The organism is Streptomyces sp. NPDC002573 (genome assembly GCF_042889625.1).
GTDB classification, from domain to species: Bacteria; Actinomycetota; Actinomycetes; order Streptomycetales; family Streptomycetaceae; genus Streptomyces; species Streptomyces gibsoniae.
This window is the reverse complement of the sequence record NZ_JBIARC010000017.1, coordinates 12,989-36,070: the sequence shown is the minus strand read 5'-3', so window position 1 is coordinate 36,070 and position 23,082 is coordinate 12,989. Positions and strand designations below refer to the sequence as shown.

Annotated in this window: 20 protein-coding genes; 17 read left to right on the top strand and 3 right to left on the bottom strand. The window is 70.3% G+C overall.

All coding sequences use genetic code 11. The features are described from left to right. Window positions 1-48 precede the first annotated feature (48 nt). Window positions 49-447: a RidA family protein gene (locus tag ACFYX0_RS18045; protein WP_355922302.1), complete on the top strand. Its 399-nt coding sequence runs from the start codon at window positions 49-51 to the stop codon at window positions 445-447. A 108-nt stretch (window positions 448-555) separates the two neighbouring features. Then, on the top strand, window positions 556-1,062 hold the full coding sequence (locus ACFYX0_RS18040; RefSeq protein WP_388971445.1) for a GNAT family N-acetyltransferase: 507 nt from the start codon (window positions 556-558) through the stop codon (window positions 1,060-1,062). A gap of 3 nt (window positions 1,063-1,065) precedes the next feature. Here the strand turns inward: ACFYX0_RS18040 and ACFYX0_RS18035 are convergent, their stop codons facing one another. After that, on the bottom strand, window positions 1,066-1,641 hold the full coding sequence (locus ACFYX0_RS18035; RefSeq protein ID WP_355922308.1) for an adenylosuccinate lyase: 576 nt from the start codon (window positions 1,639-1,641) through the stop codon (window positions 1,066-1,068). A 388-nt stretch (window positions 1,642-2,029) separates the two neighbouring features. Here ACFYX0_RS18035 and ACFYX0_RS18030 point away from each other — a divergent pair, with 388 nt between their 5' ends. The 9 genes from ACFYX0_RS18030 (at window position 2,030) to pssA (ending at window position 12,988) form a co-directional block, all read left to right on the top strand. Beyond that, a complete protein-coding gene (locus ACFYX0_RS18030) occupies window positions 2,030-3,835 on the top strand; it encodes a 3-hydroxyacyl-CoA dehydrogenase family protein (RefSeq protein WP_388971269.1) in 1,806 nt (601 codons plus the stop codon). A 136-nt stretch (window positions 3,836-3,971) separates the two neighbouring features. Next, on the top strand, window positions 3,972-4,784 hold the full coding sequence (locus ACFYX0_RS18025; protein WP_311693446.1) for a TetR family transcriptional regulator: 813 nt from the start codon (window positions 3,972-3,974) through the stop codon (window positions 4,782-4,784). Between the two features lie 440 nt (window positions 4,785-5,224). Next, a complete protein-coding gene (ccrA, locus tag ACFYX0_RS18020) occupies window positions 5,225-6,562 on the top strand; it encodes a crotonyl-CoA carboxylase/reductase (protein WP_388971266.1) in 1,338 nt (445 codons plus the stop codon). Between the two features lie 18 nt (window positions 6,563-6,580). Next, window positions 6,581-8,629 carry a protein meaA gene (locus ACFYX0_RS18015; RefSeq protein WP_388971264.1) on the top strand — a complete coding sequence of 683 codons (2,049 nt, stop codon included), beginning with the start codon at window positions 6,581-6,583 and terminating at the stop codon, window positions 8,627-8,629. After that, window positions 8,626-9,591, top strand: coding sequence for a CoA ester lyase (locus ACFYX0_RS18010; RefSeq protein WP_355922323.1), 966 nt, complete (start codon window positions 8,626-8,628; stop codon window positions 9,589-9,591). Before ACFYX0_RS18015 ends, ACFYX0_RS18010 begins: the two co-directional genes overlap by 4 nt. 5 nt (window positions 9,592-9,596) lie before the next feature. Further along, on the top strand, window positions 9,597-10,109 hold the full coding sequence (locus ACFYX0_RS18005) for a MaoC family dehydratase (protein ID WP_311693438.1): 513 nt from the start codon (window positions 9,597-9,599) through the stop codon (window positions 10,107-10,109). 2 nt (window positions 10,110-10,111) lie between these two features. Beyond that, window positions 10,112-11,317 (top strand): acyl-CoA dehydrogenase family protein, encoded by a 1,206-nt coding sequence (locus tag ACFYX0_RS18000; RefSeq protein WP_388971262.1) that lies wholly within the window; start codon window positions 10,112-10,114, stop codon window positions 11,315-11,317. Window positions 11,318-11,487: 170 nt separating this feature from the next. Beyond that, window positions 11,488-12,144, top strand: coding sequence for a phosphatidylserine decarboxylase (locus ACFYX0_RS17995; RefSeq protein WP_311693587.1), 657 nt, complete (start codon window positions 11,488-11,490; stop codon window positions 12,142-12,144). A gap of 22 nt (window positions 12,145-12,166) precedes the next feature. Next, complete coding sequence (pssA, locus tag ACFYX0_RS17990) at window positions 12,167-12,988, top strand: CDP-diacylglycerol--serine O-phosphatidyltransferase (protein ID WP_388971443.1); 822 nt, start codon at window positions 12,167-12,169, stop codon at window positions 12,986-12,988. Window positions 12,989-13,081: 93 nt separating this feature from the next. Here pssA and ACFYX0_RS17985 read toward each other — a convergent pair whose 3' ends face one another. Beyond that, window positions 13,082-14,200 (bottom strand): glycerate kinase, encoded by a 1,119-nt coding sequence (locus ACFYX0_RS17985; RefSeq protein ID WP_388971441.1) that lies wholly within the window; start codon window positions 14,198-14,200, stop codon window positions 13,082-13,084. Between the two features lie 193 nt (window positions 14,201-14,393). Here ACFYX0_RS17985 and ACFYX0_RS17980 point away from each other — a divergent pair, with 193 nt between their 5' ends. From ACFYX0_RS17980 to ACFYX0_RS17970, 3 genes are all read left to right on the top strand, one after another. Then, window positions 14,394-15,464, top strand: coding sequence for an ADP-ribosylglycohydrolase family protein (locus ACFYX0_RS17980; protein WP_388971260.1), 1,071 nt, complete (start codon window positions 14,394-14,396; stop codon window positions 15,462-15,464). Between the two features lie 39 nt (window positions 15,465-15,503). Next, complete coding sequence (locus ACFYX0_RS17975; protein WP_388971258.1) at window positions 15,504-15,995, top strand: NUDIX domain-containing protein; 492 nt, start codon at window positions 15,504-15,506, stop codon at window positions 15,993-15,995. 61 nt (window positions 15,996-16,056) lie between these two features. Continuing rightward, window positions 16,057-16,791: an NAD-dependent deacetylase gene (locus ACFYX0_RS17970; RefSeq protein WP_388971256.1), complete on the top strand. Its 735-nt coding sequence runs from the start codon at window positions 16,057-16,059 to the stop codon at window positions 16,789-16,791. 30 nt (window positions 16,792-16,821) lie between these two features. On the opposite strand, the gene ACFYX0_RS17965 is transcribed toward ACFYX0_RS17970, so the two are convergent. Beyond that, window positions 16,822-17,100 carry a hypothetical protein gene (locus ACFYX0_RS17965; RefSeq protein WP_388971254.1) on the bottom strand — a complete coding sequence of 93 codons (279 nt, stop codon included), beginning with the start codon at window positions 17,098-17,100 and terminating at the stop codon, window positions 16,822-16,824. Between the two features lie 329 nt (window positions 17,101-17,429). Between ACFYX0_RS17965 and ACFYX0_RS17960 the strand changes: the two genes are divergently transcribed. From ACFYX0_RS17960 to ACFYX0_RS17950, 3 genes are all read left to right on the top strand, one after another. Next, window positions 17,430-17,684, top strand: coding sequence for a hypothetical protein (locus ACFYX0_RS17960; protein ID WP_388971252.1), 255 nt, complete (start codon window positions 17,430-17,432; stop codon window positions 17,682-17,684). Window positions 17,685-17,768: 84 nt separating this feature from the next. Next, window positions 17,769-17,918 carry a hypothetical protein gene (locus ACFYX0_RS17955; protein WP_388971250.1) on the top strand — a complete coding sequence of 50 codons (150 nt, stop codon included), beginning with the start codon at window positions 17,769-17,771 and terminating at the stop codon, window positions 17,916-17,918. A gap of 416 nt (window positions 17,919-18,334) precedes the next feature. Beyond that, a complete protein-coding gene (locus ACFYX0_RS17950; RefSeq protein ID WP_388971248.1) occupies window positions 18,335-22,990 on the top strand; it encodes a ricin-type beta-trefoil lectin domain protein in 4,656 nt (1,551 codons plus the stop codon). Window positions 22,991-23,082 lie beyond the last annotated feature (92 nt).

Below are 23,082 nucleotides of genomic sequence, written 5' to 3'. Positions count from 1 at the left end.
CCGCCGCCCGTCGGGGGCGTTGTCAGACCCGTGGTCCACCATGGACCCATGAGTGAGCTGACCCGAATCCCCGCCCCCGACGGGGTCGCCCCCGCCGCCGCGTACACGCATGTCGTCATGGGCACCGGACGCTTTGTCGCGATCTCCGGCCAGCTCGCGCTGGACGAGGACGGAAAGCTCGTCGGCGAGGGGGATCCGGCGGCACAGGCCCGGCAGGTCTTCGAGAATCTGCGCCGCTGTCTGGCCGCCGCCGGGGCCACGTTCGACGACGTGGCCAAACTGACCTACTTCGTCACGGACATGGCGTATCTGCCGGCGATCCGCGCGGCCCGCGCCGCGCACATACCCGGGGACCGTCTGCCCGCCTCCTCCGCGGTGCAGGTGGCGGCGCTGGTGGGCCCCGAGTTCCTGATGGAGATCGAGGCGTTCGCGGTGCTGCCCGAATAGCCCGTGGCTCTGCCGGGGCAGCCGTGCCCCTGCCGGGATATCCCGTGGCCCGGCACGGCCGTGCCCGTCTACGGTGCCGTCGTGGGCAGCAGGCTACGCATCCGCGACATGACGTTCGCCGACTGCCGACACGTGAGCGAGATCCGTGTCGACGGCTGGCGGAGCGCCTACCGGGGGCTGGTCCCCCAGTCGTATCTGGACGCACTCGACGTGGACGCCGACGCCGAAGAGCGCCGCGCCCGTCTCGCGCGGGGGGACGGCCGGGCGGTGGACCTGGTGGCCGAGCGGGGCGGCGAGACGGTCGGATGGGCCGCACACGGACCGTACCGGGAGGGCGAGGTCCGCACCGGAGACGCCGAGTTGTACGCGCTCTATGTGGCCCCCGGCCTGCTCGGCCGCGGCATCGGACGGGCCCTGCTCACGAAGGCGGCCGACAGATGCACGGCGGCCGGGCACCCCCGGATGCATCTGTGGGTGCTCAAGGACAACGCCCCCGCACGGCACTTCTACGAGCGGGCCGGATTCCGGGCCGACGCTGCCGAGGAGTCGTTCGAGGTGCACGGGGTGGCCGTGCACGAGGTCCGGTACACGGCCGCGCTGCCGCTCCGGAGTTGAGGCTCAGCGCTGCGCGGGGATGCGGGCGAGCGCGTGCACTGCGGCCTGGGCGAGCGCCGGATGGGCGAGCGCCTCGTTCAGCACGGGTCTGGCGCGGGCGTCGCCCAGTTCGCCGAGCCCCTCCACACACGCCAGCGCCACCTTCCGGTACGGATCGTGCGGTCGCAGTCTGCGCTGGAGGGTGGTGATCAGCGCGGGCACGGACTCGGGGGCGCGCAGTGCGACGAGCAGGCGTACGGGGTGGAGGGCGTAGGCGACGCGGAGTTCGTTGGTGGCGAGGGCGGCCGCCGCGCGGGCGGTGCGCGGATCGCCGAGCCGGGCGAGAGCGTGGGCGGCCGACGCACAGCGCTGGGGATCACGGTGGTTGAGCAGAAGAACCAGCGTCTCGAAAGCCCTGCGGTCCCCCGCGACACCCAGCCGGAAGGCCGCCAGCTCCCGGGCCCACAGCGGCTGTCCGGGCTCGGTCAGCACCGCGGCCAGCTCGTCGAGCCCGTCCGTGGCGACGAGCCGTCCGTACCCGGGCGAGGAGCCGGCCTCCGCCTGTAAACGCTCCGTGAGCGATCGCAACGCTTCGTCCATGGACCCGAGAGTAGGGGCGCCGACCGAACCTCGGGACCTACATCACAAAGTCGAGGGGTGGCGCGCTCGTTACCCACGGGTTAAGCTCAATCGAGCGAGTTACCCACTCGCGGCCTGTGGTGGTTTGGTGACGCAGCCGTCGCAGGAAGCACCTCCCACGCCGTCAGGCAGGGGAGGGCGGTCGGTTCGGTACATCGCGTACCTCAGCACGACCCGGCTCCGGGACAGGGCCGGTCGGATCACCGCTCCCGGACGTGTGCACGTCCGTGGACTCACCGGGCGTGTGCGCTCGTCAGCCCGGCAGACACCCGCGTTCTCCGCACTGTGTGCGCCTCTCGGCGTATCCAGCCGCGTCCCTCAGTCGTCACCTCATTCCTGGAGTCCCGCGATGGCCACTCCCCTGTCCGACACCCCTCTGTCCCCGCTCAAGACCATTGCCGTGATCGGTCTCGGCACGATGGGCACCGGCATCGCCGAGGTGCTGGCCCGGGCCGGCCGCGAGGTCGTCGGCATCGACATCAGCGAGGCCGCGGCCACCAAGGCCGTCACCGCGCTGGACGCCGCCACCGCCCGCGCCGTGAGCCGGGGCCGCCTGACCGAGCAGGAGCGCGAGGACGCCCTCGCCCGCTTCCGCACCTTCACCGACCTGCGGGCGGCCGCGGAGGCCGACCTGGTCATCGAGGTGGTCCCGGAGTCGTACGAGATCAAGCAGCAGGTCCTCAGCGCCCTCGACGGCATCGTGCGCCCGGACGCCATCCTCGCCACCGGCACCAACGCCCTCTCCGTCACCCGGCTCGCGGCCGACTCGGCCCACCCCGAGCGGGTCCTCGGACTGCACTTCTTCAACCCGGCGCCGGCCATGAAGCTGGTCGAGGTCGTCTCCTCCGTGCTGACCGCGCCCGGCGCCGTCACCGCGGTCACCAACCTCGCCCTCGACCTGGGCAAGGAGCCCGTCGCGGTCGGCGACCGGCCCGGATTCGTCGCCGACGGACTGCTGTTCGGCTACCTCAACCAGGCCGCCGCGATGTACGAGGCGAGGTACGCCTCCCGCGAGGACATCGACGCCGCGATGCGACTGGGCTGCGGCCTGCCCATGGGCCCGCTCGCCCTGCTCGACCTGATCGGCGTCGACACCGCGCGCACCGTGCTGGAGGCCATGTACGCGGCCTCCCACGACCGGCTGCACGCGCCCGCGCCGATCCTCAAGCAGCTCAGCGAGGCGGGTCTGACCGGCCGCAAGTCGGGACGCGGCTTCTACACCTACGAGGCGCCCGGCAGCCCGACCGTCGTGCGGGACGCGCTGACGCCCCTCACGGACGCCGCCCAGACCCCGGGCCGCCAGGTCCGCTCGGTCGGTGTCGCCGGCTCCGGCACCATGGCGTCCGGGATCGCCGAGGTCTTCGCCAAGGCCGGTCACGAGGTGGTCATCGCCGCCCGCACCGAGGAGAAGGCGCAGGCCGCGAAGGCCCGGATCGGCAAGTCGCTGGCGCGCTCGGTCGACAAGGGCCGGATGACGGCCGAGGCGGCCGCGCAGACGCTCGACCGGATCCGGCCGACGGGCAGCTACGACGACTTCGCCGACGTCGACCTGGCCCTGGAGGCCGTCGCCGAGGACCTGGAGATCAAGCAGCAGTTGTTCGCCACGTTCGACAAGGTCTGCAAGCCCGGCGCGATCCTCGCGACCACCACGTCCTCGCTGCCCGTCGTCGCCTGCGCCCGCGCCACCTCGCGTCCGCAGGACGTGATCGGCATGCACTTCTTCAACCCCGCGCCGGCCATGAAGCTGGTCGAGGTGGTCCGTACGGTGCTGACCGCGGACGATGTGCACGCGACGGTCCGCGAGCTGTGCGCGTCGATCAGGAAGCACCCGGTGGAGTGCGGCGACCGCGCCGGATTCATCGTGAACGCGCTGCTGTTCCCGTACCTCAACAACGCGGTGAAGATGGTGCAGGAGCACTACGCGTCCCTCGACGACATCGACGCGGCGATGAAGCTGGGCGGCGGCTACCCGATGGGACCGTTCGAACTGCTCGACGTGGTCGGTCTGGACGTCTCGCTCGCCATCGAGAAGGTCCTGCACCGCGAGTTCCGCGACCCGGGCCTCGCGCCCGCGCCGCTGCTGGAACACCTGGTGGCCGCGGGCTGCCTCGGCCGCAAGACCGGCCGCGGCTTCCGCGAATATGCCAAGCGCTGACCGGCCCGGCGACCGGTTCCGAGGCGGTGCTGACTGGGGCGGACTGCTCGATCCCCAAGGTGACCCCCCGCCCGCGCAGGGCGGGGGGAACCCGGGACATGCGCGCCATCCTGCGCACATGCAGTACGTTCGGGTCATGTCCCAGCCCGCCAAGTCCTCACGTACACCAGCTACGCCCGACGCGCCGGAGAGTGCCGCAGGCAGCCGCGCCGCCGCCCAGCGGCTCAAGATGCGCCGAGAACTGGCGGCCGCGGCTATGGAGCTGTTCGCCACCAAAGGGTACGAAGCGACCACCGTCGACGAGATCGCGGCGGCAGCCGGGGTCGCCCGGCGCACGTTCTTCCGCCACTTCCGCTCCAAGGAAGAGGCCATCTTCCCCGACCACGACGACACCCTGGTCCGTGCCGAGGCGGTGCTCAACGCTGCGCCCGCGCACGAGCACCCGCTGGACACCGTGTGCCGCGGCATCAAGGAAGTCATGAAGATGTACGCGGCACGGCCGGAGATCTCCGTGCAGCGCTACAAGCTGACCCGCGAGGTGCCGACCCTGCGGGAGGCGGAGATCGCCTCGGTGGCCCGCTACGAGCGACTGTTCACCCGCTATCTGCTGGGCCACTTCGACGAGCACGCGCACGACGACGACGCGAACGACGATCCACTGCTGGCGGAGGTCGCCGCGTCGGCGGTCGTCACCGCCCACAACCATGTCCTGCGGCGCTGGCTGCGGGCCGGCGGCCAGGGGGACGTCGAGACCCAGCTCGACCATGCCTTCGCGATCGTGCGCAGGACGTTCGGCACCGGGATCGGGGCCGGCCGCGGGTCCGCCCCCCGGACCGCTCCGGCCGCCGTGACCGCGCAGGGCGAGGTACTGGTGGCGGTGGCCAGGACCGACGCGCCGCTCGACGAGGTCATGCGGACCATCGAGCAGGCCCTCAAGGAGCGTTCCTAGCCGTATCCCAGCCCCCGACAGGCCTTCCGGACCCACCACGGACCGGTGGCGGCACCTGATGCCGCCACCGGTCCGTTCCTTTTGCCCACCCTGCCCATACTCGTCAGTAACTTTGATCGATCATCGCTCATTTGTTACGTAAAGATTTCATCTGAGACAGATATCTGGCACGCAGTGCCTTGCGGGGTGACACGCCGTGCCATACGTTGGTGTTGTCCGGGCGGCCGGCGTGCAGAGACCTTTCGTACGCCGGCTGTCCCCGCAAGCCTCCCAGGCGAGCGCGCCCGGACGCCTGCGTCACAGGCACCCTCTCGCGCCACAAAGCGCTGCCACAGCACCACCAGGCCGAACCGACGGCACCTCTCTCTTCAGCAGCAGCAGCACACCGACGTAACCCTCAGCGTCTCCCCTCAAGACGCTCTTTCGCCGGAGGCAACACCGTGAAGGACATCCTGGACGCGATCCAGTCGGGGACGGCCACGTCCGCCGACTACGCCGCTCTTCCCCTCCCCGAGTCGTACCGCGCGGTCACCGTGCACAAGGACGAGACGGAGATGTTCGCCGGGCTCACCACCCGTGACAAGGACCCCCGTAAGTCTCTGCACGTCGACGAGGTCCCGCTGCCCGAGCTGGGCCCGGGCGAGGCCCTCGTGGCCGTGATGGCCTCCTCGGTCAACTACAACTCGGTGTGGACCTCGATCTTCGAGCCGCTGTCGACGTTCGGCTTCCTGGAGCGCTACGGCCGCCTGAGCGAGCTCACCAAGCGCCACGACCTGCCGTACCACATCATCGGCTCCGACCTCGCGGGCGTGGTCCTGCGCACCGGCCCGGGCGTCAACTCCTGGAAGCCGGGCGACGAGGTCGTCGCGCACTGCCTCTCGGTCGAACTGGAGTCCTCCGACGGCCACAACGACACGATGCTCGACCCCGAGCAGCGGATCTGGGGCTTCGAGACCAACTTCGGCGGCCTCGCCGAGATCGCGCTCGTCAAGTCCAACCAGCTGATGCCGAAGCCCGGCCACCTCAGCTGGGAGGAGGCCGCGGCGCCCGGTCTGGTCAACTCCACCGCCTACCGCCAGCTGGTCTCCCGCAACGGCGCCCAGATGAAGCAGGGCGACAACGTGCTGATCTGGGGCGCGAGCGGCGGCCTCGGCTCGTACGCGACCCAGTTCGCGCTCGCGGGCGGCGCCAACCCCATCTGTGTCGTCTCCTCGCCGGCCAAGGCGGAGATCTGCCGCTCGATGGGCGCCGAGGCGATCATCGACCGCACCGCCGAGGACTACAAGTTCTGGAAGGACGAGCACAACCAGGACCCCAAGGAGTGGAAGCGCTTCGGCAAGCGCATCCGCGAGCTGACCGGCGGTGAGGACGTCGACATCGTCTTCGAGCACCCCGGCCGCGAGACCTTCGGCGCCTCGGTCTACGTGACCCGCAAGGGCGGCACCATCGTCACCTGCGCCTCCACCTCGGGCTACAACCACGAGTACGACAACCGCTACCTGTGGATGTCCCTGAAGCGCATCATCGGCTCCCACTTCGCCAACTACCGCGAGGCCTGGGAGGCCAACCGCCTCATCGCCAAGGGCAGGATCCACCCGACGCTGTCGAAGGTGTACTCCCTGGAGGAGACCGGCCAGGCCGCCTACGACGTGCACCGCAACCTCCACCAGGGCAAGGTCGGCGTCCTGTGCCTCGCCCCGGAGGAGGGGCTCGGCGTGCGCAACCCGGAGATGCGCGCGCAGCACGTCGACGCGATCAACCGCTTCCGGAACATCTGAGGGCAGCGGAGGCAACAGATGACAGAGCGTCAGTCCTCCGAGTCCCGGAGGCAGAAGGACCGGCCGTGGCTCATGCGCACGTACGCCGGTCACTCCACGGCCGAGGCGTCCAACGAGCTGTACCGGCGCAACCTCGCCAAGGGCCAGACCGGCCTGTCGGTCGCGTTCGACCTGCCGACGCAGACCGGCTACGACTCCGACCACGTCCTCGCCCGCGGCGAGGTCGGCCGGGTCGGGGTCCCGGTCGCGCACCTCGGTGACATGCGACGGCTGTTCCAGGACATACCCCTGGAGCAGATGAACACCTCGATGACCATCAACGCCACGGCCATGTGGCTGCTGGCGCTCTACCAGGTCGTCGCGGAGGAGCAGGGCGCGGACATCACCCAGCTCCAGGGCACGACCCAGAACGACATCGTCAAGGAGTACCTCTCGCGCGGTACGCACGTCTTCCCGCCGGGGCCCTCGCTCCGGCTGACGACGGACATGATCGCGTACACGGTCTCCCACATCCCCAAGTGGAACCCGATCAACATCTGCAGCTACCACCTGCAGGAGGCGGGCGCCACGCCGGTTCAGGAGATCGCGTACGCGATGTCCACGGCGATCGCCGTACTCGACGCGGTGCGCGACGGCGGCCAGGTGCCGCAGGAGCGCATGGGCGATGTCGTCGGCCGTATCTCCTTCTTCGTGAACGCGGGCGTCCGCTTCGTCGAGGAGATGTGCAAGATGCGGGCGTTCGGCCGGATCTGGGACAAGATCACGCGTGAGCGGTACGGCATCGAGAACCCCAAGCACCGTCGCTTCCGCTACGGCGTCCAGGTCAACTCCCTGGGGCTGACCGAGGCGCAGCCGGAGAACAACGTCCAGCGGATCGTGCTGGAGATGCTGGCCGTGACCCTCTCCAAGGACGCCCGCGCCCGCGCCGTGCAGCTCCCCGCCTGGAACGAGGCGCTGGGCCTGCCCCGGCCCTGGGACCAGCAGTGGTCGCTGCGCATCCAGCAGGTGCTCGCGCACGAGAGCGATCTGCTGGAGTACGACGACATCTTCGAGGGCTCCACGGTCATCGAGACCAAGGTGAGCGGGCTGGTCGAGGAGTCGCTCGCCGAGATCGACCGGATCCAGGAGATGGGCGGCGCCATGGCCGCAGTCGAGTCGGGCTACCTCAAGTCGCAGCTCGTGGCGTCGCACGCCGAGCGCCGGGCCCGGATCGAGTCCGGCGATGAGAAGATCATCGGCGTCAACATCTTCGAGACGACCGAGCCGAACCCGCTCACGGCCGATCTGGACACCGCGATCCAGACGGTCGACCCGGCGGTCGAGGCCCGCGTCATCGCCTCGCTGCAGGCGTGGCGGGACACCCGCTACCAGCCGCCGTTCAACCACCCGCGCCCCTGCAAGGCGCTGGAGCGGCTGAAGGAGGCGGCCAAGGGCACCGAGAACCTCATGGACGCCACCCTGGAGTGCGCCCGCGCCGGCGTCACGACCGGCGAGTGGGCCGGGGCCCTGCGCGAGGTGTTCGGCGAGTTCCGCGCCCCCACGGGCGTGTCCTCCGCGCCGGTCGCGGTGACCGCCGAGGAGGGCACGGCGATGGCCAAGGTGCGCCGCAAGGTGGACCTGACGGCCCAGGACCTCGGAGTCGGCAAGCTCCGCTTCCTGGTCGGCAAGCCGGGCCTGGACGGGCACTCCAACGGCGCCGAGCAGATCGCCGTGCGGGCCCGTGACGCCGGGTTCGAGGTGGTCTACCAGGGCATCCGGCTGACGCCGGAACAGATCGTGGACGCGGCCCTCGCGGAGGACGTGCACGCGGTGGGCCTGTCGATCCTCTCCGGCTCGCACGCGCAGCTGGTGCCCGACGTGCTCGACCGGCTCCGGGATGCCGGTGCGGCCGACATACCCGTCATCGCCGGCGGGATCATCCCCAACGCCGACGCCGAGCAGCTCAGAGCCGCTGGAGTGGCAGCGGTGTTCACCCCGAAGGACTTCGACATCACCGGGATCATCGGCCGTATCGTCGACGAGATCCGGAAAGCGAACAAGCTCGACCCCCTGGAGGTCCCCGCATGACCACGCCCGTCAACCGTCTGCGTCCGCGGCGCTCCTGCCTCGCGGTCCCCGGAAGCAACCCCCGCTTCCTGGAGAAGGCGCAGGGCCTCCCCGCCGACCAGGTCTTCCTGGACCTGGAGGACGCGTGCGCGCCACTGGCCAAGCCCGAGGCGCGGCACACCATCGTCAAGTTCCTCAATGAGGGCGACTGGACGGGCAAGACGCGAGTGGTGCGCGTCAACGACTGGACGACCGAGTGGACGTACCGCGACGTCGTGACGGTGGTCGAGGGCGCGGGCCCGAACCTCGACTGCATCATGCTGCCGAAGGTGCAGAACGCCGAGCAGGTCGTCGCCCTGGACCTCCTGCTGACCCAGATCGAGAAGACGATGGGCTTCGAGGTCGGCAAGATCGGCATCGAGGCGCAGATCGAGAACGCGCAGGGCCTCAACAACGTCAACGCGATCGCGCAGGCCTCCCCGCGCGTCGAGACGATCATCTTCGGCCCTGCCGACTTCATGGCGTCCATCAACATGAAGTCGCTGGTCGTGGGCGAGCAGCCGCCCGGCTACCCGGCGGACGCCTACCACTACATCCTGATGAAGATCCTGATGGCGGCCCGCGCCAACAACCTCCAGGCGATCGACGGCCCCTACCTCCAGATCCGCAACGTCGACGGCTACCGCGAGGTCGCGCAGCGCGCCGCCGCGCTCGGCTTCGACGGCAAGTGGGTGCTGCACCCGGGCCAGGTCGAGGCGTCCAACGAGATCTTCTCGCCGTCCCAGGAGGACTACGACCACGCCGAGCTGATCCTGGACGCGTACGACTACTACACGTCCGAGGCGGGCGGCAAGAAGGGCTCCGCGATGCTCGGCGACGAGATGATCGACGAGGCCAGCCGCAAGATGGCCCTCGTCATCTCCGGCAAGGGCCGCGCCGCCGGCATGCAGCGCACCAGCACGTTCGAGATCCCGGAGGCCTGAGCGCGATGCAGTTCGGACGCACCTACGAGGAGTTCGAGGTCGGGGCCACGTACAAGCACTGGCCCGGCAAGACGGTCACGGAGTACGACGACCACCTGTTCTGCCTCCTCACCATGAACCACCACCCGCTCCACATGGACACGAACTATGCGGAGAAGACGACGGACTTCGGGAAGAACGTCGTCGTGGGCAACTACATCTACTCGCTGCTGCTCGGCATGTCCGTGCCGGATGTGTCCGGCAAGGCGATCGCCAACCTCGAGATCGAGTCGCTCAAGCACGTGGCGCCGACCTTCCACGGCGACACGATCTACGGCGAGACGACCGTGCTCGACAAGTGGCCGTCGAAGTCGAAGAACGACCGCGGCATCGTGCATGTCGAGACCAAGGGCTACAAGCAGGACGGCACGCTAGTGTGCGTGTTCCGCCGCAAGGTGATGGTCCCCACCGAGACGTACATCAAGGAGCGCGGCGGCGAGCAGCCGGGCCGCCCCGAGCTGAAGCAGCAGGAGAAGTAGCCATGGCCCGTCTCGCCCAGACCGCCGGTCTGACCGACGTCCAGCAGGAGATTCTCTCCACCGTCCGCGACTTCGTGGACAAGGAGATCATCCCGGTCGCGACCGAGCTGGAGCACCGCGACGAGTACCCGCAGCAGATCGTCGACGGCCTGAAGGAACTCGGCCTGTTCGGTCTGATGATCCCGGAGGAGTACGGGGGCCTGGGCGAGTCGCTCCTGACGTACGCGCTGTGCGTGGAGGAGATCGCCCGCGGCTGGATGTCGGTCTCCGGCATCATCAACACGCACTTCATCGTGGCGTACATGCTCAAGCAGCACGGCACGCAGGAGCAGAAGGACCACTTCCTGCCGAAGATGGCCCTCGGCGAGATCCGTGGCGCCTTCTCGATGTCCGAGCCCGCGCTCGGCTCGGACGTGTCGGCGATCACGTCCAAGGCGGTCAAGGACGGCGACGAGTACGTGCTGACCGGCCAGAAGATGTGGCTGACGAACGGCGGCACGTCCTCGCTCGTCGCGGTGCTCGTCCGGAGTGACGAAGGCCACCCCGAGGGCACCGCGCCGCACAAGTCGATGACGACCTTCCTGGTGGAGAAGGAGCCCGGCTTCGGCGAGGTCCGCCCGGGCCTCACCATCCCCGGGAAGATCGACAAGATGGGTTACAAGGGTGTCGACACCACGGAACTCATCATGGACGGTCTGCGCATTCCGGCCGATCGGGTGCTCGGCGGGGTCACCGGCCGAGGGTTTTACCAAATGATGGACGGAGTCGAGGTCGGCCGGGTGAATGTCGCGGCCCGTGGCTGCGGTGTCGCTCAGCGTGCCTTCGAGCTGGGCGTGTCGTACGCGCAGCAGCGGCACACCTTCGGCAAGCCGATCGCCCAGCACCAGGCGATTCAGTTCAAGCTGGCGGAAATGGCCACCAAGGTCGAGGCCGCACACGCCATGATGGTGAACGCGGCACGCAAAAAGGACTCCGGCCAGCGAAACGACCTCGAAGCGGGCATGGCGAAGTACCTCGCGTCCGAATACTGCAAGGAAGTCGTAGAAGATGCATTCCGGATCCACGGCGGCTACGGCTTCTCCAAGGAGTACGAGATCGAGCGCCTGTATCGTGAGGCTCCGATGCTGCTGATCGGTGAAGGTACCGCCGAAATCCAGAAAATGATCATCGGCCGCCGCTTGCTCGAAGAGTATCGACTCCAGGGCTAGTTGTCCGTTTACGGGGTGTTTTCTTCGCGAAGAAGATCACACCCCGTCAACACAGTTCGGCCGCCGACTCAGCTTCCTGGCTTGCCGAGTTGCGGTCCGCGCCCGGTACGATCGCCGGAAAGCCGCCGTCCCCCGTCGAAGCGCGGCATCATCCGCTACGAAGGTCATCCATGCCCCACAGCCAAACCTCTGCACCACGCGACAGCCTGGCCGGCGTACGCCTCGCGCGCGGAGCATCGCCGTGGCTTCTCCCGACCGTTGCCACCGCAGCCCTCAGCCTGGCCCGGGCGCGCCGCTCCGGCGCCGCCAAGGCCGTGGCCGTACCCGCCACGGCCCTCGCGGCCGGCATGCTGTGGTTCTTCCGCGACCCGGAGCGCGAGATCGCCCAGGGCCGCGTCATCTCGCCCGCCGACGGTGTGGTGCAGAGCATCATGCCGTGGAAGGACGGACGCACCCGCGTCGCGATCTTCATGAGCCCGCTCAACGTCCACGTGAACCGTGCGCCGCTCTCCGGCACGGTCACGTCGGTCGAACACATCCCCGGTGGCTTTGTTCCTGCTTTCAACAAAGAGAGCGAGAACAACGAGCGCGTAGTCTGGCATTTCGACACCGAACTCGGCGACATCGAGATGATCCAGATCGCCGGCGCGGTGGCCCGTCGCATCGTGCCCTACATCCCGCAGGGCACGAAGGTGGAGCAGGGCGACCGTATCGGTCTGATCCGCTTCGGCTCGCGTGTCGACCTCTATCTGCCCGAGGGCGTGGAGGTCGCGGTCGAGGTCGGCCAGAAGACCGTGGCTGGGGTGACTCGTCTTGACCGTGATTGATCCCGATACCAAGGCCGGCTGGGTGCCGGAGGCCGACGAGGTGGACGACGAGGAGGAGATGCCCCTCTCGCTCCGCCTCTCGATAGCGGACACCCTCACGCTCGGCAACGCGACGTGCGGCTTCATGGCGGTGTACTTCACCACCACCGGGATCCTGATCCCGCACCTGACGGGCAACGACGAGTCGACGGGCATGGCCCGGCACAGTGCCGCCACGGCGGTCATCCTGATGCTCTGCGCCGCGGTCTTCGACCTGTTCGACGGCCTGGTCGCCCGTAAGCTGCGCTCGTCGCCCATGGGCGCCGAGCTGGACAACCTCTCGGACCTGATCAGCTTCGGTCTGGCCCCGGCGTACTTCGTCCTGGTCTACGGCATGGTGGCGGACGACGCGCACCAGCGGGTGGCCGCGGTCGGAGCGATCGTGGTGCTGCTCGCGGTGGTGCTCAGACTCGCGAGGTTCTCCTGCGTGACGATGAAGGACGGCATGTTCCAGGGCATGCCCTCCCCCTTCGGCGCGCTGACGGTGGTCTCGATCGTCCTCCTGGAGCTGCCGTTCTTCGCCACCCTGCTGGCGATCCTCGGCACCGCGTGGCTGATGGTGAGCCGGGTGGAGTACCCGAAGCCGCGGGGCCGTCTCGCGGGGGCGATGCTGTCCTGGATCGTCCTGTCGATGGGTCTCCTGGCGGCCTGGGCGTTCGACGCCCCGGGCGGCCAGCTGCTCCTCCAGACGGGCTGCGCGCTGCAACTGGTCATGGGCGCGGTGATCCCGCTGTTCGCCACGGCCCGCCGGGTGAACAACTTCCGCGACAACCGCCGCGAGGCGCGTACCGCGCAGCTGCCGTAACGGCCGCACGACCTCGAAGGGCCCCGAACCATCCGGTTCGGGGCCCTTCACGTATCAGCGACGGCGTACGGGGCGGCGCCCCGGTGCGCACGTTCAGACCAGGAAGTCCCGGGCGATCCGTTCCGCCACCCGCTCCAGGATCGGCCCCGCGTCCGACAGGCACGTCGCGAGGTCCGGCTCCGTCTCCGTCAGCGGATACGCCCGGCGGATCCCGGCGCGCCCCAGTGCCTCCGGCGGCAGGGCCAGCCGCCCGCACACCGCGACGACCTCCTTGCCGGCCGCGCGCGCCGCCGCGGCGACCCCCGCCGGGGCCTTCCCGTGCAGCGTCTGCTCGTCCAGCGAGCCCTCGCCCGTGATCACCAGCGAGGCCCGCGCCAGCGCCGGCGCGAAGCCCAGGACGTCCAGCATGACCTCGATGCCGGGCCGGAAACGCGCCCCGAGGACCAGCGCACCGTACCCGAGGCCGCCCGCGGCGCCCGCGCCCGGCGCCACCGCGTACTCCACCGCCCGGGGACCGATCGCCCCCTGAAGCACCTGGGCGTAGTGCGCCAGCGCCGCGTCCAGGGTCTCCACGTCGTCCGGTGAGGCCCCCTTCTGCGGGCCGTAGACCACGGGTGCCCCCTTCGGGCCGGTCAGCGGGTTGTCGACGTCGCTGGCGAGCACCAGGTACACGGAGGACAGCCGGGGATCGAGGCCCGAGAGGTCGGCGCGGGCCAGCCGGGCCAGTCCCCCGCCGCCCGGCGCCGGCGGCTCACCCTCCTCGTCCAGGAACCGCGCCCCGAGCGCGGACAGCATCCCCGCGCCCCCGTCCGTGGTCGCGCTCCCGCCGACCCCGAACACGATCGTCCGCGCCCCGGCGTCCAGCGCGGCCCGCAACAGCTCCCCGGAGCCGTACGTGGACGCGGTCAGCGGTGCGAAGACCCCGGCGGGCAGCCGCTGCAGTCCGCTCGCCTCCGCCATCTCCACGACGGCGGTGTCGCCGCGCAGCGCGAAGGCCGCCGTCACCTCCTGGCCGAGCGGCCCCGCGACCCGCACCTCGCGCCGCTGGAACCCGGCCGCCACGGCCGCGTCCACGGTCCCGTCGCCGCCGTCGGCCACGGGCAGCGCCTCGACGTCGAGATCCGGCACGACTCTGCGCAGCCCCGCGGTGACCCGTGCCGCGACCTGCACGGCCGTCAGCGACCCCTTGAACTTGTCCGCGGCGATGAGCACCCGCCGGGCCTGCCGTGTCCGCCGGGTGTCGTTCACTGCAGCATCCGCCACCTGCACTCCCCTTGCTCTCCAGGCCTTGCGCATGTCAAGGCAGCCGCGCCGCTGCGACCCTAGCCGGGGCCCACCGCCACCGCCACGCCCGTCCGGCTCCCGAACACGGCACAAACGCCGCGTAATCGGGTAGACCGGAGCCATGAGCCATGCGGGCACCGAACTCCCCGACCGGATCCTCGGGGGCTGGCTGGGCCGGATCTCGGGCAACATGCTCGGCAAGCCGGTCGAGCGCGGCGACTTGTGGACACGCGAGCGCATCGGCCGCTATCTGCGGCAGGCCGCCGCCCTGCCGCTCACCGACTACCTCCCCGAGCCCGCCACCGAGACCGACCGCCGCGAGCTGCGCCCCGAGTGGCGTCAGTGCGTACGCGGCCGCATCCACGGCAGTTGCCGCGACGACGACGTCGACTACGCGATCCTCGGCCTCGACCTGCTGGAGACGCACGGCTTCGGCTTCAGCACCGAGCAGGTGGGCGACCTGTGGCTGCTGCGACTGCCGTATCTGCAGACGTTCACCGCCGAGCGGGCCGCGTACCGCAATCTCGCGAACGGTCTCAGGCCACCGCTCACGGCCACGTACGACAACCCCTACCAGGAGTGGATCGGCGCGCTGATCCGCGCCGACATCCATGGCTGGACCAGCCCGGGTGCCCCCCGGCGGGCCGCCGCGCTGGCCCGCCGGGACGCGGTCCTGTCGCACAGCGGCAACGGGGTCTACGGTGCGATGTTCGCGGCCGCGCTGATCGCGGCGGCGTTCACCGCGCCCACGGTCCGGCAGGCCCTGGACACAGCGCTGGCGCTGATCCCCGCGAGCAGCCGCCTGGCCCGGACCGTACGCCGGGTGATCTCCCTGCACGAGACCCGGCTGAGCTGGGAGGAGACGCTCGACACGGTGGTCGCGGAGACGGCCGGGCTCGGCTGGATCCACACCGTCCCGAACGCGGCGGTCCTCACCGCCGGACTCCTCTACGGCGACGGCGACTTCACCCGGACCATCGCACTGACCGTCCGCGGCGGGCTGGACACCGACTCCAACGGCGCCACCGCGGGCTCGGTCGCGGGCGTCCTCAGCGGTGCGCAGGCCATCCCGGCACAGTGGAAGGACCCGCTGGAGGACACGGTCCGCAGCGCCGTCTTCGGTTTCGACGGCATCCGCATCAGCGAACTGGCGGACCGGACGCTACGGCTGGCGGAGACCGAAGCCCGGTGAGCCGCGGAAGCACCGGTGGCGGCTGGCTACCCTTCCAGAATGACCACTCCAGACTTCGCCACGTACATCGCGGGCCTGCCCCGCGTCATCGCCGGGGCCGCCGTCCTGTTCCGCGACACCGCCGGGCGGATCCTGCTCGTCGAGCCCAACTACCGCGACGGCTGGGCGCTGCCGGGCGGCACGATCGAGTCGGACGACGGCGAGACCCCGCGCCAGGGTGCGCGACGCGAGACGCTGGAGGAGATCGGCCTCGACGTGGAGCCAGGCCGGCTGCTCGCGGTGGACTGGGTGCACGGGACGCCACGGCCGCCGCTCGTGGCGTACCTCTACGACGGCGGGGTCCTCGGCGAGGACGACCTCAAGGCGATCCGGCTCCAGGAGGAGGAGCTGCTGTCCTGGCGCCTCGTCGCGCGCGAGGAGATCATCGCCCATCTGCCGGGCGCCCTGGGCCACCGCGTCCTGACCGCCCTCGACGTCCTCGCCGAGGGCACGAGCACGGCGGAACTGGAGAACGGCCACCGCGTCGGCTGACCTGGGCACGGCACCGATATCCGTTGGCCGCGACGCAACGGCCCGCCCTACCCTCGGTGCCATGACCAAGCCCCTCGTCGCGCTTCTCAGCGGCGCCGGTATCTCCACCGACTCGGGGATTCCCGACTACCGAGGGCCCAACGGGCTGTGGCGGCGGGATCCCGAGGCCGAGAAGCTCGTGACGTACGAGTACTACATGGGCGATCCGGAGATCCGGCGGCGCTCCTGGCAGATGCGACGCGGCAACCGGACACTGAACGCCGAGCCCAACGCCGCGCACCAGGCCGTGGCCGAACTGGAGAAGTCCGGCGTGCCGGTCCGGGTGATCACACAGAACGTGGACGGCCTGCACCAGCTCGCCGGAATGCCCGACCGCAAGGTTCTGGAGCTGCACGGGACCGCACGCAGTGTCGTCTGCACGAAGTGCCACGCACGCGGCCCGATGGAGGACGCCCTCGCCCGGGTCGAGGCCGGCGAGGACGACCCGCCGTGCCTGGAGTGCGGCGGCATCCTGAAGTCGGCGACCGTGATGTTCGGCGAGCGCCTCGACCCGGTCGTCCTCGGCGAGGCCGTCGCCATCACCAGGGCCTGCCAGATCTTCATCGCCGTCGGCACCAGCCTCCAGGTCCAGCCCGCCGCCGGACTCGCGGGCCTCGCCGCCGACCACGGCGCCCGCCTCGTCATCGTCAACGCCGAACCGACACCGTACGACGACCTCGCCGACGAAGTCGTACGCGAACCGATCGGCACCGCACTGCCCCAACTGCTGCGCTCGCTCAGCGCGGAGAGCGGCTGATCACAGCGGGGACTTCACCTCCCCCCGGTCTCATGAGTCGGCCTGCTGTGCGGCATCCTCTCGGCTCCACAGCGCCCAGTCGTCGATCCGTTCAGCGGTCACGAAGGTGACCACGGTGCCCGCTGGGTGAGGAGAGGCGATGGTCCTGAACATGCCTCGCCGGATGTGCCTGGGATCGCCCGGCAGCGGTTCGCCCACCGAGACCTGAATCACCTCGCAGGTCGACTGCCCAGGGCCGCCGAGGAGGCAGTACGTGCCCGGCTTCAGCGCTTGCGGAGAGACGGAGACCGACAACTCCTCCGCTCGCATGGTCCGGATCGGCTCCGCAAGGATCAGGACGGGGGCGTCCGCCTTGGCCCTGATCAGATAGCCGCCGCGTCGTCCTCATCGTCGTCGACGGGAATGTACTCGGCGTCCCTCGCTCGGGAGCTCGACCGCTTCAGGAACCTCATGGTTCATTTTCCCCGTACCCCCGCAGATCGAGTACACCGGGCAGGTGGCGCGTGTCGCATCGACCGGTCGGCACCCCGCGGCCAACCCCGAGTCGGCCGCCGGTTGTTCCTGCCCGACTTTGTTGGTTCCAGCCCCATGCACGATGAGCGTGGAATGCCGCAGTCGCACAGCGCAGACTCGTCGGCATGGTGACTCTGCGGGTCCTCGCTACAGACGACTGGCCGCTGTGGCGGACGCTCCGCCTTACGGCGTTGGCCGACGCACCCCACGCGTTCAAGTCCCGGCTCGCCGACTGGTGCAGAGGCGAGGAACAACGCTGGCAGGCCCGCCTGGAGGCACCTGGTGCCCATCACGTCGCCGCGTTGCTGGACGGCTGCGCCGTCGGCATGGGCAGTGGTCGTCCCGGCGACGGCGCTATCAGGGAGCTCAGGTCCGTATAGGTCAGTTCTGAGGCGCGGGGCCGCGGAGTCGGGAACCGGTTGATCTCGGCGGTTGAGACCTGAACTCTGGAATCCGGCGGAGCGGTGCTGAAGCTCACGGTACTTCCGGGCAATGAGCCCGCCATCGCTCGCTACCGGCGCAACGGGTTCATCGCCACAGAAGAGCTCGGAGACCTGTTGACCGATGGGATCACCAGGGAACGTGTGATGGTGAAGGCGCTGCGCCGGGCTTGACCGGCAAGCACGATGGGCCCGATCCGCCGCCCTTCACTCTCTTGTCGACAGCGCCATCAACTCGGCATGTCGCTCGCTGAGTTCGGGGCACCGCTCGCCCCTCTCGGCAACCGGTCCGGCGTGAAACACCGCCGCCCCGACCGGTTCACCGAGAGACCGAAACGTATCAGAGGGCGTCAATGGGTGTGCTAACTCAGGTGAGTTGACGGATTTTTTGTGAAGTTGACCGCTGAAGTGGTCTTGTTGCTCAGAACCGCGTCGATCTACGATCCCCCGGGTTTTGGACAGCACGTCAACACGGCTGGGGCTGAGACCCCACAACACGGGGGCAGGTCAGAGAAGTCATGTCCATATTCGCGCGGCAGCGTTCGCGTTCAACGCTTCGTAGACGCAGCAGAATCGCCGCCCTCCTCGCCATGGTGATCACGTTCGCCTTCGCCGGGTCCGCGATGGCCGCCGTACCGGCGTGGAACCTGGGCAACACCGGCCCGGCGAACATCTACAACCTCAACGCGGCCGCCAGCGGTGTGATGCACAACCTCGGCACCGGCAAGTGCGTGGACGACTACGCGTACAAGACCGCCGCCGGATCCCCCGTGGCCTCCTACACGTGCAACGGCGCCACCAACCAGAACTGGACGTACACCCCGAACGAGGAGTACGGCTACAGCGACCTCGGGCAGACCGGCACCCTCAAGCTCAACAACGCGCCGAGCATGTGCCTGTCCGTTCCCGACCCCAAGGGCGACGGCTCCGGGGTGGTCAAGGGCTCCTTGGTCGAGCTCGACCCGTGCAAGGCCGACGCCAAGAACCAGCAGTGGCTGATCCAGTTCGCGTCGAACGGCAGCACCCGGGTCGAGGAGCCGACCGGCTCCGTCTGTCTGGACACCCCCGGTGGCTCCACCAAGGACGGCGTCCAACTCCAGCTCTACACCTGCAACGGCACCGCGGCGCAGTGGTTCACCCCGCCGAACGCGTCGCTGCCGCCGACCGGGACGGTCAGCAACCCGACCCTGGGGAAGTGCCTCACCGATCCGGCGAACAACCTCACGGCCGGCACCCTCCTGCAGAGCTCGGCCTGCGTGGGCGGTGACGCAAGCCAGCTGTGGACGCTGAACCAGGACGGTTCGCTCAGTCACGGGTTGCAGTGCCTGGACGTCGTCGGCGGCGAGACCGCCACCGCCAGGGGTACCCAGGTGGACCTGGCCGCGTGCAACGGCGGGCTGGACCAGCAGTGGATCGTCGGCCTGGACACCAGCGACCGCACCACCCTGGTCAACCCCAACTCCGGCCGCTGTCTGGACATCCCGTCGTCCTCCACCAAGGACGGCACCGTGCTGCAGATCTGGGACTGCAACAACACCGGCGCCCAGGTCTGGAACGCGCCGCAGTACCCGCACGCGTCCATCGTCGGGCCGACCGTCGCACCGCCGTCGGTGACGCCGCCGGCAACCGGTGACGACCGCGGCGCCCGGCTGGACGCGATGCAGCAGGCGCAGAACATCCGCGAGGCGCAGACCCGGATGGCCGAGGCCATGCACGCCGGCGGCCTGCAGATGAAGACCGACGCGGACGCGGCTCTGGCCGGATCGACCGACAATCTGCTGCGGACCTGGCAGACCTGGCGCTCCGACGCGTTCACCGACGACCCCAGCAGCGCCATCTCCAAGGACCGGGCGGCCACCAAGATCGCCGATCAGAACCGGGCCCAGCGCGACGAGGGCCGCCACCACCTGCTCGACGGGTTCTCGATGTACCCGACCGAGCCGGACCCGATCGGCGACGCGGTCAACTACATGTCCTCGGACTCCACCTTCTGGCAGGAGGTGAACTCGACGGCCTTCGCGCTGCCGCTGCCGAAGGCCGACCAGGCCGCCAGGGACAGGGTGAACGCGATCGCCCAGGCCAACGCGGCCTCCGGTGACCCGGACACCGCCTGGCTGTGGCCCATCTACGCCCAGGACACGCTCGACGGCTCGGCGGACGACGCGCGCCGCTTCATCGAGTTCAACGGCATCCCCACCGTCGAGCCGGCCAAGGACACCCCGGAGTTCCGGATCGAGGTGGAGGCGCTCAAGACCCGCTGGGCCAGCGGCGACTACACCAACCCGCTCGACCCCGACTACGTGATGCTCGACGTCGAAGAGACCGCCTGGACCGAATACCAGCAGGAGCTCAACTCGCAGGCGCAGCAGCGCGCCGACATCACCACCGCGGAGCGGCGCGGTCTGGAGTCGCTGCGCACCAGCGTGGAGACGATGAACGACGGCCTCAGCTACGCCTGGTACGCCGGGCAGCTGCTGTGGGCTCAGCAGTACCGCGACCCGACGAACTGGCCGGGCGCCCCGACCGCGCAGATCCCGCACTACCTCGGCATGATCAAGGCCAAGGTGGCCGGGCTCGCCTCGGCCGCCGACATGGCCGCCGGACAGGCGCAGGACGCGGCGAACCAGGCGCAGGCCGCCGAGGACTCCGCGATCCAGACGGCCGAGGCCAACGGCTACCCCGAGGGCCGAGGTCTGACCTACGCCCTGCAGTCGGCACAGGTCACCAAGGCCGCTGCGGCCGCAGCCCAGGCCGACGCCAACGCGCTGCACACCGCGGTGGCGGCGACCAACGCCACGCTGTCCGACAGCAACACGCTGTTCGCCACCGCGAGCGCTGAGGCGCACGCGGCCCAGGCCCAGTTCCTGCGCGAGTCGGCACAGGGCGACGCCAAACTGGCCGCCACGCTGGCCGCCTCGGCCCAGACCCAGGCGACCTCCGCGGCCAACTACGCGCAGGCCGCGGCCACCGCCAAGGACAACGCCCTGGCGGCCCAGAGCCAGGCCGAGACCTCCGCGGCTGCGGCCCACCAGGACGCCGTCGACGCCGCGCAGGCCCGCCAGCAGGCCGCCGCCGACCGGGCCACCGCCGATGCCCAGCGGGCCAAGGCCCAGCAGGACGAGGCGGACGCCCAGCAGCAGTCGGCCACCGCCCAGTCCATGGACGCCACCGCCCAGGCCGCCGCGTCCACCGCGGCCGACCGGGACGCCGCCGCCCAGGCGGCCGAGTCCACCGCAAGCACCGCGCGGGACAACGCATGGACCGCGGAGCAGAACCGCGACGCCCTGGCCGCCAAGGCCGACGCGGCCGACGCCGCGGCAGCGGCCGCGGTCGGCACCGCGGACGCCGGGGCCGCCCGGGCAGCCGCGGATCAGGCGGACGCCGCGGCGCAGGGCGCCCGGTCGGCCGCGGACAAGGCGAGCGCGGACGCGGACTCGGCCACGGTGGCGGCCCACAATGCCCGCGCGGCCGCGAACGCGGCCGACGAGGCGGCGGCCCGGGCGAAGAAGGCGGCCGCCAAGGCCGACTCCGACGCGGCGGCCACGCACGCGGCGGCGCTGCAGGCGCACGCGGCCGCGGCCGACGCCATCTCCGACGCCAACAAGTCGGCCTCCGCCGCGGCCGGCGCGCAGCAGTCGGCCGACCAGGCCAAGGCCACCGCCAAGGACGCCCGCAGCAAGGCGGACGCGGCGCAGACCCAGGCCACCGCTGCGATCGCCGATGCCGCGGTCGCGGCCGGTCAGGCGTCGGCGACCGCGGCGGCTGCCGAGCAGGCAGCGGCAGCGGCCGGCACCGTGGCGGGTCCGGCGAACCAGTCGATCGACCTGGCGGCACCGTACGCGGCCAGCGACTCGGCCGCCGGGCTGTCCACCCTGGCCTCGGAGGCCGCCAAGACGGTCGCGCAGCAGCAGGCGGACGTGGCACAGGCCCAGGCGGCGCAGGCCGCGAAGGCCGCGACCGATGCCCAGGCGGCGGCCGACAAGGCCACCGGTGACGCCAAGCTGGCCGCGCAGGCGGCGGCCGACGCGGCCAAGTCCGCTGCGGCGGCGGCCCAGTCCGCGGCCGCCGCGATGAAGTCGGCGGCCTCTGCGGCGGCCGACTCGGCCACGGCGGTCAAGGCGGCCGCGCACAGCGACCAGCTCGACCAGCAGGCCCAGGTGGACGACGCGGCGGCCAACGACTCGGCCACCGCGGCGGCCTCGGACGCGAGCGCGGCCAACGCCGCGGCCACCTCCGCCGAGACCGACGCCGCCGGTGCCCACCAGGCCGCGAACACCGCCCAGTCGGCGGCCGACTCGGCCCAGCAGGCCTCGAACGCCGCCGACGCCTCGGCCGACCAGGCCGATCAGGCGGCGGCCAAGGCCCAGCAGGACGCGGCGGACGCGCTGGCCGCGGCCAACCGGGCGGGTTTCGAGTCCTCGTCCGACAACGGCTGGTGCGCGCCCGGGTCCAGCAACGTCTGCGCCGCCTCCACCCACACCGGCACGCCCGGCTCGAGCGACTGCACGGCCGGCTGGGCGCAGTACGGCTGCGACATGGCGGCCTCGCTGAACGGCAACTGGCAGGCCGCCTTCACGGCCAAGTTCGGGGACTGCCTGCACGCGCAATTCGGCGACCTGGACTGCCAGGCCGCGATGTTCATGCAGTCGGCGGTGATCGCCGCGGCCAAGGCCGGGGTGGACCCGCGGCTGGTGCTGTCGATCGCGCTGATGGAGAGCCGCAAGGAGCAACGCATCATCAATCTCGCCAGCCTCAACGGCACCTGGGACAGCACCGGTGTGGCGGCCTACCTGGCCTATGAGGGCGAGGCGGCGGGTCTGTCGCTCGACCACAGCTGGCCGAGCGACGGCGGGGTGGCCTCCCTGGGCGTCACCAACATCCGCCCGGACACCTACTCCCTGCTGCAGAGCACCTACTCACAGGTGTTCTCCGGATATCAGTGGCAGAACCTGGCCGATCACACCGATCTGGACATGGACGCCACGGCGTACTACGTGAAGTACCTGGAAAGCACCGAGATCCCCAAGGTGAGCCAGGCCGCCCATGGCAAGTACACCCCGCAGGAGATCATCTACGGCTTGTACAACGGCGGTATCGGCAGCGGCAGCGCGTCGTACCAGGTCTACTCGTCGACCGGGCATTTCGGTAACCAGGTGACCGCCAACATCGACACCTGGGAGCAGTACTGGAACCAGTCGAATGACATGATCTGCGGCAGCGGGGTCCTCGCCTGCTCGTGGCACTGACCGGCTGACGGCCGCACAGCCGTCGCCGCCCTCGGGCAGGCCGCAGCCGCGGCCTGCCCGAGGTGCTCCGCCCATCAAGCTTGAAAGGCTGT

Excerpts from the sequence above, each read along its gene's own strand:
- ACFYX0_RS17965 (WP_388971254.1), bottom strand. The coding sequence starts at position 17,100 with ATGCGAGCGGAGGAGTTGTCGGTCTCCGTCTCTCCGCAAGCGCTGAAG.
- ACFYX0_RS18025 (WP_311693446.1), top strand. The coding sequence starts at position 3,972 with ATGTCCCAGCCCGCCAAGTCCTCACGTACACCAGCTACGCCCGACGCG.
- ACFYX0_RS18015 (WP_388971264.1), top strand. The coding sequence starts at position 6,581 with ATGACAGAGCGTCAGTCCTCCGAGTCCCGGAGGCAGAAGGACCGGCCG.
- ACFYX0_RS17950 (WP_388971248.1), top strand. The coding sequence starts at position 18,335 with ATGGTGATCACGTTCGCCTTCGCCGGGTCCGCGATGGCCGCCGTACCG.
- ACFYX0_RS18045 (WP_355922302.1), top strand. The coding sequence starts at position 49 with ATGAGTGAGCTGACCCGAATCCCCGCCCCCGACGGGGTCGCCCCCGCC.
- ACFYX0_RS18040 (WP_388971445.1), top strand. The coding sequence starts at position 556 with ATGACGTTCGCCGACTGCCGACACGTGAGCGAGATCCGTGTCGACGGC.
- ACFYX0_RS17980 (WP_388971260.1), top strand. The coding sequence starts at position 14,394 with ATGAGCCATGCGGGCACCGAACTCCCCGACCGGATCCTCGGGGGCTGG.
- ACFYX0_RS17975 (WP_388971258.1), top strand. The coding sequence starts at position 15,504 with ATGACCACTCCAGACTTCGCCACGTACATCGCGGGCCTGCCCCGCGTC.
- ACFYX0_RS18000 (WP_388971262.1), top strand. The coding sequence starts at position 10,112 with ATGGCCCGTCTCGCCCAGACCGCCGGTCTGACCGACGTCCAGCAGGAG.
- ACFYX0_RS17960 (WP_388971252.1), top strand. The coding sequence starts at position 17,430 with ATGGTGACTCTGCGGGTCCTCGCTACAGACGACTGGCCGCTGTGGCGG.
- ACFYX0_RS17970 (WP_388971256.1), top strand. The coding sequence starts at position 16,057 with ATGACCAAGCCCCTCGTCGCGCTTCTCAGCGGCGCCGGTATCTCCACC.
- ACFYX0_RS18035 (WP_355922308.1), bottom strand. The coding sequence starts at position 1,641 with ATGGACGAAGCGTTGCGATCGCTCACGGAGCGTTTACAGGCGGAGGCC.
- ACFYX0_RS18030 (WP_388971269.1), top strand. The coding sequence starts at position 2,030 with ATGGCCACTCCCCTGTCCGACACCCCTCTGTCCCCGCTCAAGACCATT.
- ACFYX0_RS17995 (WP_311693587.1), top strand. The coding sequence starts at position 11,488 with ATGCCCCACAGCCAAACCTCTGCACCACGCGACAGCCTGGCCGGCGTA.
- ACFYX0_RS18005 (WP_311693438.1), top strand. The coding sequence starts at position 9,597 with ATGCAGTTCGGACGCACCTACGAGGAGTTCGAGGTCGGGGCCACGTAC.
- ACFYX0_RS18010 (WP_355922323.1), top strand. The coding sequence starts at position 8,626 with ATGACCACGCCCGTCAACCGTCTGCGTCCGCGGCGCTCCTGCCTCGCG.